Source organism: Streptomyces sp. SID13031 (assembly GCF_010548305.1).
Taxonomy (GTDB): Bacteria; Actinomycetota; Actinomycetes; order Propionibacteriales; family Kribbellaceae; genus Kribbella.
In genome coordinates, this window is record NZ_JAAGLV010000012.1 from 286,436 (window position 1) to 302,747 (window position 16,312).

Consider the following 16,312-nt stretch of genomic DNA (forward strand, 5'->3'; position numbering starts at 1 on the left):
CGGCAAGTGACCTGAAGAGGCTCCAGCGCGTTCGCTGGAGCCACTTTGGCTAGCTGCCCCAGGTGGGGCGGAGGGGGAAGTGGGCGTTGGCTTCGTCGTCTAGTTTTACTGCTAGGACTTGGTGGAGTTGGGTGTTGTTGCGTTCGAAGCCGACTCGGCAAGCCGCTAGGTAGAGGCCCCAGACCTTGGCGGTGGCGTAGCCGACTTCGGCTACTGCTTCGTCCCAGTGGGCTACCAGGTTTTCGGACCAGGCGGCCAAGGTGAGGGCGTAGTGCTCTCGGAGGTTTTCTTCGTGGCGGACTTCGAAGCCGGCGTCTTGGGCGTCGGCGATGATTCGGCCGGAGCCGATGAGTTCGCCGTCGGGGAAGATGTAGCGGTCGATGAAGGCGCCGGTACTGCGGTAGCGGTTGTCTGGGCGGGTGATGGTGTGGTTCAGGAGGCGGCCGCCGGGCTTCAGTCTGTCCAGGAGGAAGCCGAAATAGGTTGGGTAGTTGCGTACGCCGATGTGTTCTGTCAGGCCGATGGAGCTGATGGCGTCGAAGTCGCGTTCGGAGACGTCTCGGTAGTCGGAGAAGCGGACTTCGGCCAGGTCTTCGAGGCCTTCGCGTTTGATCGCGGCTTGGGCCCATTCGGCTTGGGCTGCTGAGAGGGTTACGCCTAGGGTTTTCACGCCGTACTCGCGGGCTGCGTGGCGGACCATGCCTCCCCAGCCGCAACCGACGTCCAGGAGTCGCTGGCCTGGCTTGAGATCGAGTTTGCGGGCTACCAGGTCGTACTTCTCGAACTGAGCCTGCTCCAAGGTCGCATCCGCGGTGGGGTAGACGGCGCAGGTGTAGGTCATCGACGGGCCTAGGACGTACTCGTAGAAAGTGTTCGAGACGTCGTAGTGGTGGTGGATCGCGGCCTTGTCGCGGTTCTTCGAGTGGCGGAGGCCTTCGAAGGTACGGCGCCACTTCGGCAGGTGCTCCTGAGGCGGTGGGGGCGGCGGTTTGAGGTGGCTCCAGCCGAGACCGCGGACGATTCGCAACGCCTCCGACGGGGTCGGCCGCTCGAAGTGCAGCTGGTTGAGCATCATCCGCATCAGGTCGTACGGATCGCCTGGGTGGCTGCCCGTGATCTCCAGGTCGCCCTGCACGTAGGCACGGACCATGCCCAGGTCACCGGGTGCCGTCAGCACGTAGGACAGGCCGCGCTCGGTCGCCAGGTGCATGTGGATTGGGGAGTCCTCGGGCCCGGCCGCGCTGCCGTCGTACGCGGTGAAGCGGAAGGGAAGTCCTTCCGGTGCCACCGCAGTGAGTGCTTCCGCGATCGAAACCTGCGTCGAGATCGTTGCCGTCATCGGCGCGTCACCGCCTTCTCGTAGAGCCCGGTGAGCCGGGCGTCGGGGTCGTAGCGTTCTTTCACCTCGGTCAGGGCCGGTACGTTGTAGAGCCGGTCGAAGGTGTCTCGGTCGTAGTAGGCGTCGGAGTACAGCGACTTGTGCCCGTCGAAGTCGGCGACGGCGGCCTCGATGCGGCGGTTCACGTCACCGTCGGAGGCGCCCGGCGCGATCGCGACGGTGCCCCAGAAGCCCACGTTCACGTAGGTCTCGCCGGGCTCAAGCGGATACAGCGGCCAAGATTCGCTGCCGCGAAGTCGTAGTGGGCACAGCCAGACGGGCCGCATCCCGACCTCGGCGTCGAACCAGCGCAGGAAGCCGGCCAGCTGCGACGCGGGGATCTCGACGTCCTGGACGACCCGCTCGCGATCCGCGTTGCCGCGCCGCCGATTGATGCGCGCGGCAACTTGATGGCGGTTCTCGAGGCCGATGATCTTGTGGTAGACGTCGCTGCGCCGCAGCCGGCGCGGCCAGACTCGCCGGACATACGGGTTCTGCGCGCCGAAGGCCGCCGAGCACCAGAACCAGTCGGTGTCCCAGCGCCACAGATAGTCATGAGCGGTCAGCGCATCCGTCGATCGTTGCTGGATCGACTGGTAGAAGATCTGCTGCCCGGTGTAGTCGCTCACCTCGAGTGCGGTATCGCTGTTCCGCCCGAGCGTCAGGTAGGCCTCATCGGGGCTGAAGGCGACGCCGTCGACGAAGTGCACCGGCTCGCCGGCATAGGTGCCATCAGCAACGATCGACTCGATCGCCGGGCCTAGCTCGTCGAGGCCGAGGCGGACGTGCCGCAGGGCGACGTACGGGGAGATGGGGTCGAGCTCGATCCGCAGGCGGGTGGCGTAGCCGAGGGAGCCGTAGGAGTTGGGGAAGGTCCGGAACAGGTCCGCGTGCTCGCCGTCGGGGCGTGCGGTGACGATCTCGCCGGCGCCGGTCAGGATGTCCATCTCGAGGACGGATTCGTGGGGGAGACCGGCTCGGAACGACGACGACTCGATCCCGAGGCCGGTCACGGCGCCGCCGAGCGTGATCGTGCGCAGTTGCGGCACCACCATCGGCATCAGCCCGTGCGGCAGGGTCGCGGCGACGAGGTCCTCGTACGTGCACATGCCCTGGACATCGGCTGTACGACCGACTGGGTCGACCGAGATCACCCCGGTCAGCCCGGACACGTCCAACCCCGGGGATTCCACCGCCGTTCTGGGCCTGAACAGGTTGGAGCTGCGCTTCGCGAGGCGGACCGGAGCTCCCGCCGGGATGCGCTGGTAGGACGACCGCAGCCGCCCTACGGCCTGATCGTGATCGAGAGTCGAGGCCAGATCCGATGTCGTGGGCACCTGTTCAGAGTACGACGCGAAATCGTCCCCGGCACGGAATTCTCCGTGCACCCGTAGTGCACCCGGGGTGCACTTTAGGACCACCCGGTCCAGTGGTCCGCTGTAATAGGAGGGCACGAAGGAGCCGATGTCGAGGAGCCGGTACCGGCTCCGACGTACCAGGTGACAGAGCCTTGGAGAAGCGGAGGAGAAGCCCATGATCGACCTGCAACCCGCCTGCCGGCGGCTCAGCGAACTGGTAGCGCGCATCGGCGGCGACCAGCTCGGCAACCGGACGCCGTGCACGCAGTACAGCGTGCGATACCTGCTCGACCACGTGGACGAAGGGGCCCGAGGGTTCGCGCAGGCGGCGAGCACTGTGGATGAGGCTGCGGGCGCGGCGCTCGACTTCGACGGCGACTGGCGGCAGGTCCTCGGGCACCGGCTGCACGTGCTGGGAAAAGCCTGGGATGACCCGGCTGCCTGGGCCGGCCAGGCCGACCTCGGTGGGCTGGAGTTGCCGAACGAGGTGTGGGGCAGGATCGCGTTGACCGAGGTTGTCGTCCACGGGTGGGACCTCTCGAAGGCGACTGGACTGCCCTTCGTCCTGCCAGAGGAAACGACGCAAGCGTGCTACGACCATGTGGCCGGGTTCCTTGCCCAGCCGCCCGTTCCCGAGCTGTGGGGTCCGCCCGTCGAGGTCCACGCCGAGGCGCCACTGATGGATCGGCTGGTGGGCATCGCCGGCAGACGGCCGTAGTACGGAGCCGTAGTGGTCGGCCGAAGAAATCTGTCGGGAGGTGCGAGTAAGTTGCGGGGCATGGGTGATGTGGTGAAGGCGTTGTTGCCGTGGGAGGACCCGGCTGGGTTCCTTGGCGGGTTGCCGGCGGGGATCGACGCGCAGTATTACGCGGGCGGCGAGCGGCCGGCGCTGGACTCGGTCGAGTTCTACGTGCCGGGCTACATGGGCTCGTCCGAGGTGATCGAGGTTGTCGGTGAGATGCCTGCGCTGAAGGTCATCCAGACCCAGACCGCGGGCTACGAGAATCTGCTGCCGCACCTGCGCGAGGGGGTCACCTTGTGCAACGCGCGGGGTGTCCACGACGCCTCCACGGCCGAGCTGGCCGTCGGGCTGATCCTGGCGTCGTACCGGCGACTGCCGCGCGCGGTGAAGAACCAGGAGCGTGGCGAGTGGCCCTCGGAGTACCAGGAGCTGGATGACTCGCTCGCCGACCGGACCGTGCTGATCCTCGGGTACGGCTCGATCGGTGAGGCGCTGGAGCGGCGGCTTGACGGGTTCGAGTGCGAGATCGTCCGGGTCGCGCGGCGGGCGCGCGACGGCGTCCACGCGATCGCTGAGCTGCCAGAGCTGTTGCCGCGGGCGGATGTCGTCGTATTGCTGACGCCGGCGACCGCCGAGACGCGTGGGATGGTCGACGGGAAGTTCCTCGCTCAGCTCAAGGACGGCGCGCTGCTGGTCAACGTCGCGCGCGGGGTCGTGGTCGACACCGACGCCCTGCTCGCTGAGCTGAAGACCGAGCGGATCCGCGCGGCCGTCGACGTGACAGACCCCGAACCGCTCCCGGCCGGACATCCTCTGTGGTCCGCGCCGAACATCCTGATCAACCCCCACCGCGGCGGCGCCTCGACCGCATTCTCCCCACGCGTCGCCCGCCTCGTCCGCGCCCAACTCGAGCGCTATGCCACTGGCCAACCGCTGATCAACGTCGTCGCGGGGCCGCCTCGCTAATCAGACCTACCGCGCGGCACACGCCGTGCATCACCGATGGAGGAGGACAAAGATGTCCGAGGCCGTATTGCTGATCGGGACCAAGAAGGGGCTCTGGATCGGCCGGAGCGACACCGAGCGCCGCGAGTGGACGCTCGACGGACCGCAGTTCGAGATGCAGGGTGTCTACTCGGTCGGCATCGACACCCGCGGCGATCGGCCGCGGCTCTTCGCGGGTGGCACCAGTGAGCACTGGGGCCCGGCCGTCTTCCACTCCGACGACCTCGGCCAGACCTGGGACGAGCCGCCGGAGGGCTCGATCGGCTTCCCGGCCGGCGCCGAGGCGTCACTGGAGCGCGTCTGGCAGATCCAGCCGGCGCCCGAGGAGCAGCCCGGAGTCGTGTACGCCGGTGCGCAGCCGTCCTCGCTCTGGAGGTCGACGGATGGGGGAGTCCGTTTCGAGTTGGTCCGCGGGCTGTGGGACCACCCGCACCGCAAGGACTGGGGCGCCGGCTTCGGCGGCCAGGCGATCCACACCGTGCTCCCGCACCCCACCGATCCACAACGGATGAGCGTGGCGATGTCGACCGGCGGGGTCTACCAGACCACGGACGGCGGCGACTCCTGGGAGCCGGCGAACCACGGCATCAAGGCGCACTTCATGCCCGACCCGGATCCGGAGTTCGGCCAGTGCGTCCACAAGCTGGCGGGGCATCCCGGCGTACCGGAGCGGCTGTTCGCCCAGAACCACCATGGCGTCTACCGGTCCGACGACGGCGGCGCAATCTGGAAGTCGATCGCGGACGGCCTGCCCTCGGACTTCGGCTTCCCGATCGTGGTGCACCCGCACGAGCCGGCGACCGTGTACGTCTTCCCGCTGATCGCCGACGGGAACCGGATCCCCACCGACGCGAAATGCCGCGTCTACCGGTCCCGCGACGCCGGGGCGACCTGGGAGGCGCTCACGAACGGTCTGCCCGACGTCCCGTCATACGCGCCCGTACTGCGAGACGCTCTGTGCGTGGACCAGGCGGATCCCGCAGGGGTTTATGTCGGCACCCGTGACGGCTGCGTCTATGCGAGCGCCGATGCGGGCGATACCTGGACCGAGGTGGCGCGCCATCTCCCCGACGTACTGACCGTGCGCGCCGCGGTACTCGGCTGATGGCCGTGGCGGTGAAGCTCCCGGCGGTGCTGAGACCGTTCGCCGGGGGAGCGGAGCAGGTGCAGGTCGAGGTCTCCGGCGACGCCACCGTCGGGTCGGTCTTCGCCGCGCTGGAGGCGGAGCATCCCGCCCTGCGCCGTCGCCTTACCGACGACCAGGGCGCTCTCCGCCGCCACGTCAACGTCTTCCTGGGCAGCGACAACGTCCGCGACCTGAACGCCCTCGACACCCCACTGTCCGACGGCGACGAACTCCTGATCCTCCCGAGCGTCGCAGGCGGCTGACCTGGTCCGAAGACCGCCCGGCGCAGGTGGGTGGCGCCATCCAGGCACGTTGGATGGCCACCTAGCGAATTACTGCGCGGCTACCCAGCCGTAAATGTTGCCAGGACGGCCGGCGGCCTTGGCGCGGGTCGGGTCGAACGGGCCGAACTTCCGTACTGCGTTGCTCGCATTGCCTTCCACGGTGGTGATCTTGCCGTTGCCGACAGCAACCACTACGCCGGTGTGCACGCTGGTACTCGTGTTCTGCGGACCGGTGCCGTAGAGCACGATGTCGCCGGGTTGCACGCCGGTGTTGGTGGAGTGAGCCCGGCCTTTGCCGCGACCCCACGTGTAGATGTCACCGGTGAAGCCGTAGTTGGGGATGGTGATGTCAGCGACGGCAGTGGGAGCAGGAGCAGCCGGTACTGCGGCCGCGGTGACCGAGCCGGCGGAGAGCAGAGCGCTGCCCAGCAACAGGGCAGGGGCGAGCTTCTTCAAAGAGGGGCGCATCGAGAGACTCCTTCTGTGGTGTGTAGGAACACACGCCACCCCCCAGGGCCCGCCTCACAGCGGCGTGAACTGCTCGGCCCGCACAGCCTGTTGCATAGTTACCAACAAAAGCAACTCGTGGTAATTCTTTAACTACGGAATGTGGGTCCTGCTGTTCTCGGCCGGAGAGCAACCCCGGGCGTCGGTTGTGGCGACCTTGGACACCTTGCGGTGGGTCAGGACAAGGCAGGCTTTGTTCACGGCCGCCGTTTCCTGTCCGAGCCCACCAGTGGTGGGCTCGGACCCAGGGTCGGCTGCTGGGCGGGGTTGGCTGTTCGGCGGCGGCGGGTGGCGTAGTACTGGGTAGGGGGTCGGGAGTCTTGTCCGGGGTTCGCTCTTACAGTGAGCGGTATGTCGAACACGCCTGATATCAAGCCGCGGAGCCGGACGGTCACCGATGGGCTGGAGGCGACGGCCTCGCGGGGGATGTTGCGGGCCGTCGGGATGGGGGACGACGACTGGGTGAAGCCGCAGATCGGGGTGGCGTCGAGCTGGAACGAGATCACGCCGTGCAACCTGTCGCTGGACCGGCTTGCGAAGGCGGTCAAGGACGGTGTTCATGCCGCCAAGGGGTACCCGCTCGAGTTCGGCACGATCAGCGTGTCCGACGGGATCTCGATGGGCCACGTCGGCATGCACTACTCGCTGGTCAGCCGGGAGATCATCGCCGACTCGGTCGAGACGGTGATGGAGGCCGAGCGGCTCGACGGCTCGGTCCTGCTGGCCGGCTGTGACAAGTCGCTGCCCGGCATGCTGATGGCTGCCGCGCGGCTCGACCTGGCATCAGTCTTCCTGTACGCCGGGTCGATCATGCCGGGCAAGCTCGGCGACAAGGACGTCACCATCATCGACGCGTTCGAGGCCGTCGGGGCCTGCGTGCGCGGCTTGATCACCCGCGAAGAGGTCGACGCCGTCGAGCGCGCGATCTGCCCGGGTGAGGGCGCCTGCGGTGGCATGTACACGGCGAACACGATGGCGTCCGCGGCCGAAGCGCTCGGGATGTCGCTGCCCGGTTCGGCGGCGCCGCCCGCGGTCGACCGGCGGCGGGACGGCTTCGCGCGGAAGTCCGGTGAGGCGGTGGTCAACCTGCTGACGAAGGGCATCACGGCCCGCCAGATCCTCACCAAAGAGGCGTTCGAGAACGCGATCGCCGTCGTGATGGCGCTCGGCGGCTCGACCAACGCGGTCCTGCACCTGCTCGCGATCGCCCGCGAGGCCGAGGTCGACCTGACCCTCGACGACTTCAACCGGGTCGGCGACAAGGTCCCGCACCTGGGCGACCTGAAGCCGTTCGGCCGCTACGTGATGACCGATGTCGACCGCGTCGGTGGCATCCCGGTCGTCATGCGTGCGTTGCTCGACGCAGGGCTGCTGCACGGCGATTGCCTGACGGTGACCGGCAAGACGATGGCCGAGAACCTCGCCGACATCGCCCCGCCGGACGTCGACGGAACGATCATCCGTGCGCTGGACAAGCCGATCCACGGCACCGGCGGCATCACCATCCTCAAGGGCAGCCTCGCCCCGGATGGCGCCGTGGTGAAAAGTGCTGGTTTCGATGAAGACGTCTTCGAAGGTACTGCGCGTGTGTTCGACGGCGAGCGAGGCGCGATGGATGCCGTCGGGGAACTGAAGGCCGGCGATGTCGTGGTGATCCGCTACGAAGGGCCGAAGGGTGGTCCGGGGATGCGCGAGATGCTCGCCGTCACCGGCGCGATCAAGGGCGCCGGCCTCGGCAAGGACGTGCTCCTGCTGACCGACGGACGGTTCTCCGGCGGTACGACGGGATTGTGCGTCGGCCATGTCGCGCCCGAGGCTGTCGACGGTGGCCCGATCGCGTTCGTCCGGGACGGCGACCGGATCACGCTGGACGTCAAGAACCGCACCCTCGACCTGCACGTCGAGGCCGACGAACTCCAAAGACGTGCCAAAGGCTGGACCCCGAAGGAGCCCGCGATCACCAGGGGCGTGCTCGGCAAGTACCGGCGTCTCGTCACCTCCGCCTCCCAGGGCGCCGTGTGCATCTCCTAAACTGACCTAAACGTAAGACGACCATCTCAGCTAATGAGATGGAATCGTGTCAGGCTTGACCGGATCGAGAGGAGTCGGCGAAGGTGACTGCATGCGATCGATTCTTCTCGTACTTGTGCGGCGCGCCGACTGACGCGACCTTCGAGTCGAGCGCGCCCCCTCAGCCCACCCGGCGGAGGGGGCGTTTGCTTTTGTGTAGCAGCAGCAGTCTTTTGTGGAGCAGAAGCAGTGACGACCAAGGGAAGGCACCATGAGTGAGCAGCTGACCGGGGCACAGGCTCTGATCCGCGCACTGGAACATGCCGGAGTGGACACCGTCTTCGGCATCCCGGGCGGCGCGATCCTCCCGGCGTACGACCCGATGCTCGACTCGACCCAGATCCGCCACATCCTGGTACGTCACGAGCAGGGCGCCGGCCACGCCGCCCAGGGTTACGCCTCGGCGACCGGCAAGACCGGCGTCTGCATGGCGACCTCCGGCCCGGGCGCGACCAACCTGGTGACGCCGATCGCCGACGCGTACATGGACTCGGTGCCGCTGGTGGCGATCACCGGGCAGGTCGCGAGCGCGTCGATCGGCACCGACGCCTTCCAGGAGGCGGACATCCGCGGCATCACGATGCCGATCACCAAGCACAACTTTCTCGTCAACGACCCGAACGACATCGCCAGTACGATCGCCGAGGCCTTCCACATCGCCTCGACCGGTCGCCCCGGCCCGGTACTGGTCGACGTCACCAAGGACGCGATGCAGGCCATGGTCGACTTCCGCTGGCCGACCGAGCTCTCGCTGCCCGGCTACCGCCCGGTGACCCGCCCGCACCCCAAGCAGGTGCGCGAGGCGGCCCGGCTGATCGCCGCCGCCGAGAAGCCGGTCCTGTACGTCGGCGGTGGCGTGATCCGCGCTAAGGCGCACGCCGAGCTGAAGGACCTCGCCGAGCAGCACGGCATCCCGGTCGTCACCACGCTGATGGCGCGGGGCGCGTTGCCCGACTCGCACGAGCTGCACTTCGGGATGCCGGGGATGCACGGCACAGTCTCGGCCGTCGGCGCGCTCCAGCGTTCTGACCTGCTGATCTGTCTGGGCGCGCGGTTCGACGACCGGGTGACCGGCAAGCTGAGCTCGTTCGCCCCCGAGGCCAAGGTCATCCACGCGGATATCGACCCGGCCGAGATCGGCAAGAACCGGCACGCCGACGTTCCGATCGTGGGTGACTGCAAAGAGGTCATCGTCGATCTGATCGCCGCGCTGAACAGTGAGATCGCGAGCAACGGCAGGTCGCCGGACTACTCGGCCTGGCGCGGCCTGCTCGACTCGGTCAAGGCGAAGTACCCGGTCGGCTTCGACGAGCCGGAGGACGGCAGCCTGTCGCCGCAGCACGTGATCCAGCGGATCGGCCAGATCGCCGGCCCGGACGCGATCTACACCAGCGGCGTCGGCCAGCACCAGATGTGGGCCGCGCACTACCTGCCGTTCGAGAAGCCGTTGCACTGGCTCAACTCCGGTGGCCTCGGCACCATGGGGTACTCCGTGCCCGCGGCGATGGGCGCGAAGGTCGCCCGGCCGGACAAGACGGTCTGGGCGATCGACGGTGACGGCTGTTTCCAGATGACGAACCAGGAGCTGGTCACCTGCGCGCTGGAGGGCATCCCGATCAAGGTTGCCGTGATCAACAACCAGTCGCTGGGCATGGTTCGCCAGTGGCAGACGATGTTCTACGACAAGCGCTACTCCAACACCGACCTGCACTCGGCCCGGATCCCCGACTTCGCCAAGCTGGCCGAGGCGATGGGCTGCGTCGGACTGCGCTGCTCCGACAAGGAGTCCGTCGACGCCACCATCGACAAGGCGATGTCGGTCACCGACCAGCCCGTCGTGGTCGACTTCGTCGTGCACCGCGACGCGATGGTCTGGCCGATGGTCGCGGCCGGCGCCAGCAACGACGATATCCAGATCGCCCGCGACATGGCGCCGAAGTGGGATGAGGAGGAGCGGTAGATGTCCAAGCACACACTTTCGATCCTGGTCGAGAACAAGCACGGCGTGCTGGCCCGGGTGGCGGCGCTGATCTCGCGGCGCGGGTTCAACATCGACTCCCTGGCCGTCGGGCCGACCGAGCACCCCGAGGTCTCCCGGATGACCATCGCGGTCAGCGTGGACGAGCAGCCTTTGGAGCAGATCACCAAGCAGCTCAACAAGCTGATCAACGTGATCAAGATCGTCGAACTGGACCCGACCGCGACCGTGCAGCGTGAACTGCTGCTGGTCAAGGTGAAAGCGGACACTCTGAGCAGGGGGCAGGTGCTGGAGACCGTCCAGCTGTTCCGTGCGAAGGTGGTGGACGTTACTCCGGACGCGATCACCATCGAGGCCACCGGCAACCCCGAGAAGCTCGAAGCCATGCTCCGGGTGCTGGAACCCTTCGGCGTCCGCGAGCTGGTCCAGTCCGGCATGGTCGCGATCGGCCGGGGGAGCCGCTCCATCTCCGACCGCACCCTGCGCCCGGTCCCGGTGCCGCCGCCACACGTAGCCACCGGATCGCCGACCTTGCAGGCCCGCCCGGCGGGGTCGGAGACCAGCACCCCCAGTACTGCGAACAGCACCCCGAGCACCTCACCGCACCACCCGGTACCGGCGCCCCCTCCGGGTCATCGCCCAGCCCCGGCCCGCCAGGCCTGAACGGAACCAGTCCGGCGGGCGCCGACGTACAGACGTAGCGACCCCTCATCCAAGAAATCAAGGAGACGAGCTCCAAGTGGCAGCAGAAATGTTCTATGACGACAACGCCGACCTGTCGGTGATCCAGGGCCGCAACGTGGCCGTGCTCGGCTTCGGCAGCCAGGGCCACGCCCACGCGCTGTCCCTGCGCGACTCCGGCGTCGACGTCCGGGTCGGCCTGCCGGAGGGCTCGAAGAGCCGCGCCAAGGCGGAGGCCCAGGGCCTGCGCGTGCTGACCCCGTTCGAGGCGTGCGAGGAGGCCGACGTCATCGTCGTCCTCGCCCCGGACCCGGCCCAGCGGTCCCTCTACAAGGAGGCCATCGAGCCGAACCTGGTCGACGGCGACGCGCTCGTCTTCGGGCACGGCTTCAACATCCGGTTCGGCTACATCAAGCCCCCGGCCGGCGTCGACGTCTTCATGGTCGCTCCGAAGGGACCGGGACACCTGGTCCGTCGTGAGTTCTCCGAGGGCCGCGGCGTACCGGTGCTCGTCGCCGTCGAGCAGAACCCGACCGGCAAGGCCTGGGACCTCGCGCTGTCCTACGCCAAGGGCATCGGCGGCCTGCGGGCCGGCGGCATCAAGACCACCTTCACCGAGGAGACCGAGACCGACCTGTTCGGTGAGCAGGCCGTCCTCTGTGGTGGCGTCTCGCAGCTGATCCAGTCCGGCTTCGAGGTGCTCACCGAGGCCGGCTACCAGCCCGAGGTCGCGTACTTCGAGTGCCTGCACGAGCTCAAGCTGATCGTCGACCTGATCTACGAAGGCGGTATCGCCAAGCAGCGCTGGTCCGTCTCCGACACCGCCGAGTACGGCGACTACGTGTCGGGCCCGCGGATCATCGACGCGTCGGTGAAGCAGCGGATGGTGGAGGTGCTCGCCGACATCACCGACGGCACCTTCGCGGCGCGCTTCATCGCCGACCAGGACGCCGGCGCGCCGGAGTTCGCCGAGTTCCGCAAGAAGAGCGCCGAGCACCCGATCGAGGCCGTGGGCAAGGAGCTCCGCGGGCTGATGGCGTGGGTCAAGTCGCACGACGACGACTACGTCGAGGGCAGCGCTGCCCGCTGATCTCCGGTACTTCGTAGTACGGCGACGCCCGGCTCACCTCACAGGTGGCCGGGCGTCGCGCTGGTGGCACAGTTGTTTGACACAATCGGTCACGCAACGGCCGAAGCGGGTGAGCAGGGGGTAGTCGATGGTGGACAGCGGCAGGCGAGAGCTGCCGAAGCCGCCTCGGCGGGTGCCCGCGGGAGTGCTGGCGCCGCTGACGTCGGTCGAGGCGCCGGTGCGGCGGGCGATCGCGACCGCGGCGACCGAGCCGCCGTTGCCGCCGAAATTCAGGCCGCGGTTCGTGGTTCCGTTGGTCGTTTTCGTGCTGGTCCTGGGCGTGGGGGCCGGCTGGCTGGTACGCCAGGACAGCCTGACCATGGATGTGGAGCACGTGCGGGGGACAGTCGGCCCGAGCGTCGTCCGGATCCTTGCCACCACCTGCGAGGGCACTGGCGTCGCGACCGGAGTGCTGCTCGACGACGGGCTCGTACTGACCGCCGCCTCCGCGATCAAGCAGCCGATGTCCGTTGCGCTGGTGACGTCCACCGGTGACGTCCGCCGGACCAACGTGCTCGGCAGCAGCGCGGACGGCGTCGCAGTACTGCGGATGCTCGGTCAGCTCCCCAACCCGACGGCGGAGCTCGCTTCGAAGGAGCCGGCCAGCGGGGCTGATCGGGCGGTTCTCGGGTTCATCGCCAACGGGTTGCAGACCATCCAGCTGCTCGGCCCGTCGAAGGACCCCAAGCCGCTCCCATCGGTGCTCAACGCAACCAAACTCGGCGCACCGGCGCTGGACAACTCGGGCCGGGTGGTCGGCCTCATCACCGGCGACACGGTGCCCACGGCCAAGGTTGTCCCGGTGGCAAACCTGCGCCAGTACGCCGGTACAGGGCAGCAGGGCATCACCCCGGAGCCCGGTGGTACCTGCGAGCGCTCGCGTGGGCCGCAGCTCCCGATCGTGCCTGAGCTGGCCGTGGCCAACACGCCGCTCGCAACCGATGTCCAGAAGCTGCTCGGCGACTACACGACCACCACCAACAAGCACGATTTCGCCGCGATCCGGGAGCTCTACTCGGCCGGGCTGGCCAAGACACTCACCGAGACCCAGGACCGCGACCGGCACCAGACGTCGTATCTGTTCGGGGCGCGGATCACCGAGGTGACCCAGTCGGGCGAGTACGTCAACGCCCGGATGACCTACAGCGCGCTGTTCTCGCCGAACAGCATCGGCGCCCGGGGGCAGACCTGCAACCGGATCGACAACCGGTACCGGCTCGTCCGCGAGGACGGGAAACTCGTGGTCGACTCGGCGGCCGCCGTTCAGGCCCCACGTGGTTGCGACTGAGTGGGTTGCGACTGGGATGAGACCCTCCGGGTGGCCGGAACCCGGACCAGGTAAGGTTGTCCTCAGCGGGCACAGCGCGGTGCTCTGATTTTTCGAGCCCCCAACCGCTTCTGCAGGAGATTCTCCATGACTGTCGCAGCCCGACCTGTCGTCCTGATCGCCGAAGAACTCTCCCCGGCCACCGTCGAGGCGCTCGGCCCCGACTTCGAGATCCGGCACGCCAACGGCGCCGACCGCGCCGAGCTGATCCCGGCCATCGCCGACGTCGACGCCATCTTGATCCGCAGCGCCACCAAGGTGGACGCCGAGGCGCTCGCCGCCGCCAAGAAGCTCAAGGTCGTCGCTCGCGCGGGCGTCGGCCTGGACAACGTCGATGTGAAGGCCGCCACTCAGGCCGGCGTGATGGTCGTCAACGCGCCGACCTCCAACATCGTCAGCGCCGCCGAGCTCGCCGTCGCGCTGCTGCTGGCCGCGGCCCGTCGCGTCCCGGCCGCCGACCTCTCGCTGAAGAACGGCGAGTGGAAGCGGTCGAAGTTCTCCGGTGTCGAGCTGTTCGAGAAGACCGTCGGCATCGTCGGCCTGGGCAAGATCGGCGTCCTGGTCGCCCAGCGGCTGGCCGCCTTCGGCATGAACGTGATCGCCTACGACCCGTACGTGCAGGCCGGCCGTGCCGCCCAGATGGGCGTCCGGCTCGCGTCGCTGGACGAGCTGCTGGCCGCGTCCGACTTCATCTCCGTGCACCTGCCGAAGACGCCGGAGACGATCGGCCTGATCGGCGACGAGCAGCTGCACAAGGTGAAGCCCGAGGTCATCATCGTCAACGCGGCCCGCGGCGGCATCGTCGACGAGGCCGCTCTGTACAGCGCGCTGAAGGAAGGTCGCGTCGCGGCGGCCGGCCTGGACGTCTTCGCCAAGGAGCCGTGCACCGACTCCCCGCTGTTCGAGTTCGAGAACGTCGTCGCCACCCCGCACCTGGGGGCCTCCACCGAGGAAGCCCAGGAGAAGGCCGGTATCGCCGTCGCCAAGTCAGTCCGGCTCGCGCTGTCCGGTGAGCTCGTGCCCGACGCGGTCAACGTCCAGGGCGGCGTGATCGCCGAGGACGTCCGGCCCGGCATCGCCCTGACCGAGAAGCTCGGCCGCATCTTCACGGCGCTGGCCGGGGGAGTCGCCCAGCAGCTCGACGTCGAGGTGCGCGGCGAGATCACGCAGTACGACGTGAAGGTGCTCGAGCTGGCCGCGCTGAAGGGCGTGTTCGCCGACGTCGTCGAGGACAACGTCTCCTACGTGAACGCCCCGCTGCTCGCGGCCGAGCGAGGCCTCGAGGTCCGGCTCGTCACCGACCACGACAGCCCGGAACACCGCAACCTGATCACCCTGCGCGGCACCCTGGCCGACGGCGGTCAGGTGTCGGTGTCCGGCACGCTGGTCGGAGTGAAGCAGTCCGAGCGGCTGGTCGAGATCGACGGCTTCGACCTCGAGGTCGAGCTCGCCGCCCACCTCGCGTTCTTCAGCTACGAGGACCGCCCGGGCATCGTCGGCCAGGTCGGCGGGATCCTCGGCAAGTCCGATATCAACATCGCCGGCATGCAGGTCAGCCGCGACCGCAAGGGCGGCAAGGCGCTGGTCGCCCTGAGCGTCGACTCCAGCATCCCGTCGACGGTCCTGGACGACATCGCCACCGCCGTACAGGCCGACACCGCACGCGCGGTCGATCTCGAGGTCTGAGAAGTTAAACACCCCCGGGCTCGCAGCAGACCCCGGGGAAAGGGCAAACTGGAACAGCACAAGACAGGTCCGGCCAGCCGCCCGCAGGCGCATGGCGGCCGGCCAGGGCCCAGACTCCTCCCGCCGGGAGAGTCTGGGCCCACCTGCTTTTCCGGGTGCTACGGGCAGGTGCTCCGGCGCGGGTGGTGCTCCGCCCAAGCCGGCTCCTACGCCGCCTGCTCCCCACCCCGGCTCCTACGTCGCCCTCCCGCCGCCTCGCCAGATGCAAGATGCAGTTGCGTTCTGAGTGGGGGATCAGAGGACAGGTCGGAGCGGTCGGTCCAGGCTGTGGTGGTGGTGAGGCAGTCGGGCAATGGCCTGTCCGGCGGTGACGCCGGGCCCCAGCAGCGGTGGGTATGGGTGGATGGGTCCGGTCGGAGGCTGATGGCGCTAGTGGGTGGGGCTCGGTGGTTCGCCCTGCACGGCAGGGGACGTGGGGCCGGCGGTCTGGTCGGGGTTCGGACATGGGGCTTGGCGCCCGGCCGGAGGTTGGCGGGTGCTGGGTGGACGGGATGCGGCGGGACGCCGTGGTGCGGTGGGGTTACGGGCCGGTGGAGGGCGTGCCGGTCTCGCCCCAGGGGTCGAGGTCGGCGACGGATTCTGCGGTGAGCCAGGACAGGTCTGCGGCTGGGGACGTGGCTCGGATGAGAGCAGTGGGGCGTAGCCGGTCGGGCTGTGGGTTGTCGGGGTTGACGTTCACAGACCAGGCAGCGGCCGCGGCGGTTGGGGCGAACCAGCCGGCCGCGGTTCCTTCCAGTGTCAGGGAGGACGCGCGTGCCGGTGCGGCCCAGCCCCAGGGCGGCGCCGGTTCAGGTATCGGGGTGGTGCCCGGTGTCGGGGTGGTGTCTGGTGCGGGTGGGGTTTTCGGGGGCGGCATGGTGAGGCGGCCGGGGGTGGGGACTGTCCACTCAGGGCGGGTGACCTGGATGACGCCGTCGCTGATCTTCACCGACCAGTGACCCGCATGGACAGCGCGGTGATGAGCACCGCACAACAACACCA

The 16,312-nt window shown here is 68.4% G+C and carries 12 protein-coding genes and 2 pseudogenes; 10 read left to right on the forward strand and 4 right to left on the reverse strand.

Annotated features, from left to right (window positions below):
- Positions 1–49 precede the first annotated feature (49 nt).
- Positions 50–1,339 carry a cyclopropane-fatty-acyl-phospholipid synthase family protein gene (locus tag G3I17_RS24645; protein WP_164599932.1) on the reverse strand — a complete coding sequence of 430 codons (1,290 nt, stop codon included), beginning with the start codon at positions 1,337–1,339 and terminating at the stop codon, positions 50–52.
- Positions 1,336–2,715, reverse strand: a complete 1,380-nt coding sequence (locus G3I17_RS24650) for an FAD-binding oxidoreductase (RefSeq protein ID WP_203590673.1) — start codon at positions 2,713–2,715, stop codon at positions 1,336–1,338. The genes G3I17_RS24645 and G3I17_RS24650 overlap by 4 nt, the downstream gene beginning before the upstream one ends.
- Positions 2,716–2,911: 196 nt before the next feature.
- Here G3I17_RS24650 and G3I17_RS24655 point away from each other — a divergent pair, with 196 nt between their 5' ends.
- From G3I17_RS24655 to G3I17_RS24670, 4 genes are read left to right on the forward strand one after another with little or no spacing between them, the layout of a single operon-like run.
- A complete protein-coding gene (locus G3I17_RS24655; protein ID WP_164599933.1) occupies positions 2,912–3,454 on the forward strand; it encodes a TIGR03086 family metal-binding protein in 543 nt (180 codons plus the stop codon).
- A gap of 60 nt (positions 3,455–3,514) precedes the next feature.
- Positions 3,515–4,444, forward strand: coding sequence for a 2-hydroxyacid dehydrogenase (locus G3I17_RS24660; RefSeq protein WP_164599934.1), 930 nt, complete (start codon positions 3,515–3,517; stop codon positions 4,442–4,444).
- 52 nt (positions 4,445–4,496) lie between these two features.
- Complete coding sequence (locus G3I17_RS24665) at positions 4,497–5,588, forward strand: exo-alpha-sialidase (protein WP_164599935.1); 1,092 nt, start codon at positions 4,497–4,499, stop codon at positions 5,586–5,588.
- Positions 5,588–5,872, forward strand: coding sequence for a ubiquitin-like small modifier protein 1 (locus G3I17_RS24670; protein WP_164599936.1), 285 nt, complete (start codon positions 5,588–5,590; stop codon positions 5,870–5,872). The genes G3I17_RS24665 and G3I17_RS24670 overlap by 1 nt, the downstream gene beginning before the upstream one ends.
- A 69-nt stretch (positions 5,873–5,941) precedes the next feature.
- Here the strand turns inward: G3I17_RS24670 and G3I17_RS24675 are convergent, their stop codons facing one another.
- Positions 5,942–6,361 (reverse strand): CHAP domain-containing protein, encoded by a 420-nt coding sequence (locus G3I17_RS24675; RefSeq protein ID WP_164599937.1) that lies wholly within the window; start codon positions 6,359–6,361, stop codon positions 5,942–5,944.
- Positions 6,362–6,751: 390 nt separating this feature from the next.
- Here G3I17_RS24675 and ilvD point away from each other — a divergent pair, with 390 nt between their 5' ends.
- The 6 genes and pseudogenes from ilvD to serA all read left to right on the forward strand — a co-directional run bounded on the left by ilvD (position 6,752) and on the right by serA (position 15,271).
- The gene (ilvD, locus tag G3I17_RS24680; RefSeq protein ID WP_164599938.1) at positions 6,752–8,431 is read left to right on the forward strand and encodes a dihydroxy-acid dehydratase; all 1,680 of its coding nucleotides are present in this window, start codon (positions 6,752–6,754) and stop codon (positions 8,429–8,431) included.
- A gap of 250 nt (positions 8,432–8,681) precedes the next feature.
- Complete coding sequence (locus G3I17_RS24685; RefSeq protein WP_164599939.1) at positions 8,682–10,430, forward strand: acetolactate synthase large subunit; 1,749 nt, start codon at positions 8,682–8,684, stop codon at positions 10,428–10,430.
- Positions 10,431–10,934: pseudogene (gene ilvN, locus G3I17_RS24690) on the forward strand (acetolactate synthase small subunit); the annotation flags it as partial.
- A gap of 265 nt (positions 10,935–11,199) precedes the next feature.
- Positions 11,200–12,219, forward strand: a complete 1,020-nt coding sequence (gene ilvC, locus G3I17_RS24695; RefSeq protein WP_164599983.1) for a ketol-acid reductoisomerase — start codon at positions 11,200–11,202, stop codon at positions 12,217–12,219.
- 127 nt (positions 12,220–12,346) lie between these two features.
- Positions 12,347–13,546 carry a trypsin-like peptidase domain-containing protein gene (locus G3I17_RS24700; protein ID WP_164599942.1) on the forward strand — a complete coding sequence of 400 codons (1,200 nt, stop codon included), beginning with the start codon at positions 12,347–12,349 and terminating at the stop codon, positions 13,544–13,546.
- A 126-nt stretch (positions 13,547–13,672) separates the two neighbouring features.
- Entirely contained in the window at positions 13,673–15,271 is a 1,599-nt protein-coding gene (gene serA, locus G3I17_RS24705) for a phosphoglycerate dehydrogenase (protein WP_164599944.1), read from the forward strand.
- A gap of 580 nt (positions 15,272–15,851) precedes the next feature.
- Here the strand turns inward: serA and G3I17_RS24710 are convergent.
- Positions 15,852–16,312 (reverse strand): annotated as a pseudogene (locus G3I17_RS24710) (hypothetical protein); the annotation flags it as partial.

Coding starts and splice junctions, on each gene's coding strand:
- G3I17_RS24645 (WP_164599932.1), bottom strand. CDS start 1,339: ATGACGGCAACGATCTCGACGCAGGTTTCGATCGCGGAAGCACTCACT.
- G3I17_RS24655 (WP_164599933.1), top strand. CDS start 2,912: ATGATCGACCTGCAACCCGCCTGCCGGCGGCTCAGCGAACTGGTAGCG.
- G3I17_RS24660 (WP_164599934.1), top strand. CDS start 3,515: ATGGGTGATGTGGTGAAGGCGTTGTTGCCGTGGGAGGACCCGGCTGGG.
- G3I17_RS24665 (WP_164599935.1), top strand. CDS start 4,497: ATGTCCGAGGCCGTATTGCTGATCGGGACCAAGAAGGGGCTCTGGATC.
- G3I17_RS24670 (WP_164599936.1), top strand. CDS start 5,588: ATGGCCGTGGCGGTGAAGCTCCCGGCGGTGCTGAGACCGTTCGCCGGG.
- G3I17_RS24675 (WP_164599937.1), bottom strand. CDS start 6,361: ATGCGCCCCTCTTTGAAGAAGCTCGCCCCTGCCCTGTTGCTGGGCAGC.
- ilvD (WP_164599938.1), top strand. CDS start 6,752: ATGTCGAACACGCCTGATATCAAGCCGCGGAGCCGGACGGTCACCGAT.
- G3I17_RS24685 (WP_164599939.1), top strand. CDS start 8,682: ATGAGTGAGCAGCTGACCGGGGCACAGGCTCTGATCCGCGCACTGGAA.
- ilvC (WP_164599983.1), top strand. CDS start 11,200: ATGTTCTATGACGACAACGCCGACCTGTCGGTGATCCAGGGCCGCAAC.
- G3I17_RS24700 (WP_164599942.1), top strand. CDS start 12,347: ATGGTGGACAGCGGCAGGCGAGAGCTGCCGAAGCCGCCTCGGCGGGTG.
- serA (WP_164599944.1), top strand. CDS start 13,673: ATGACTGTCGCAGCCCGACCTGTCGTCCTGATCGCCGAAGAACTCTCC.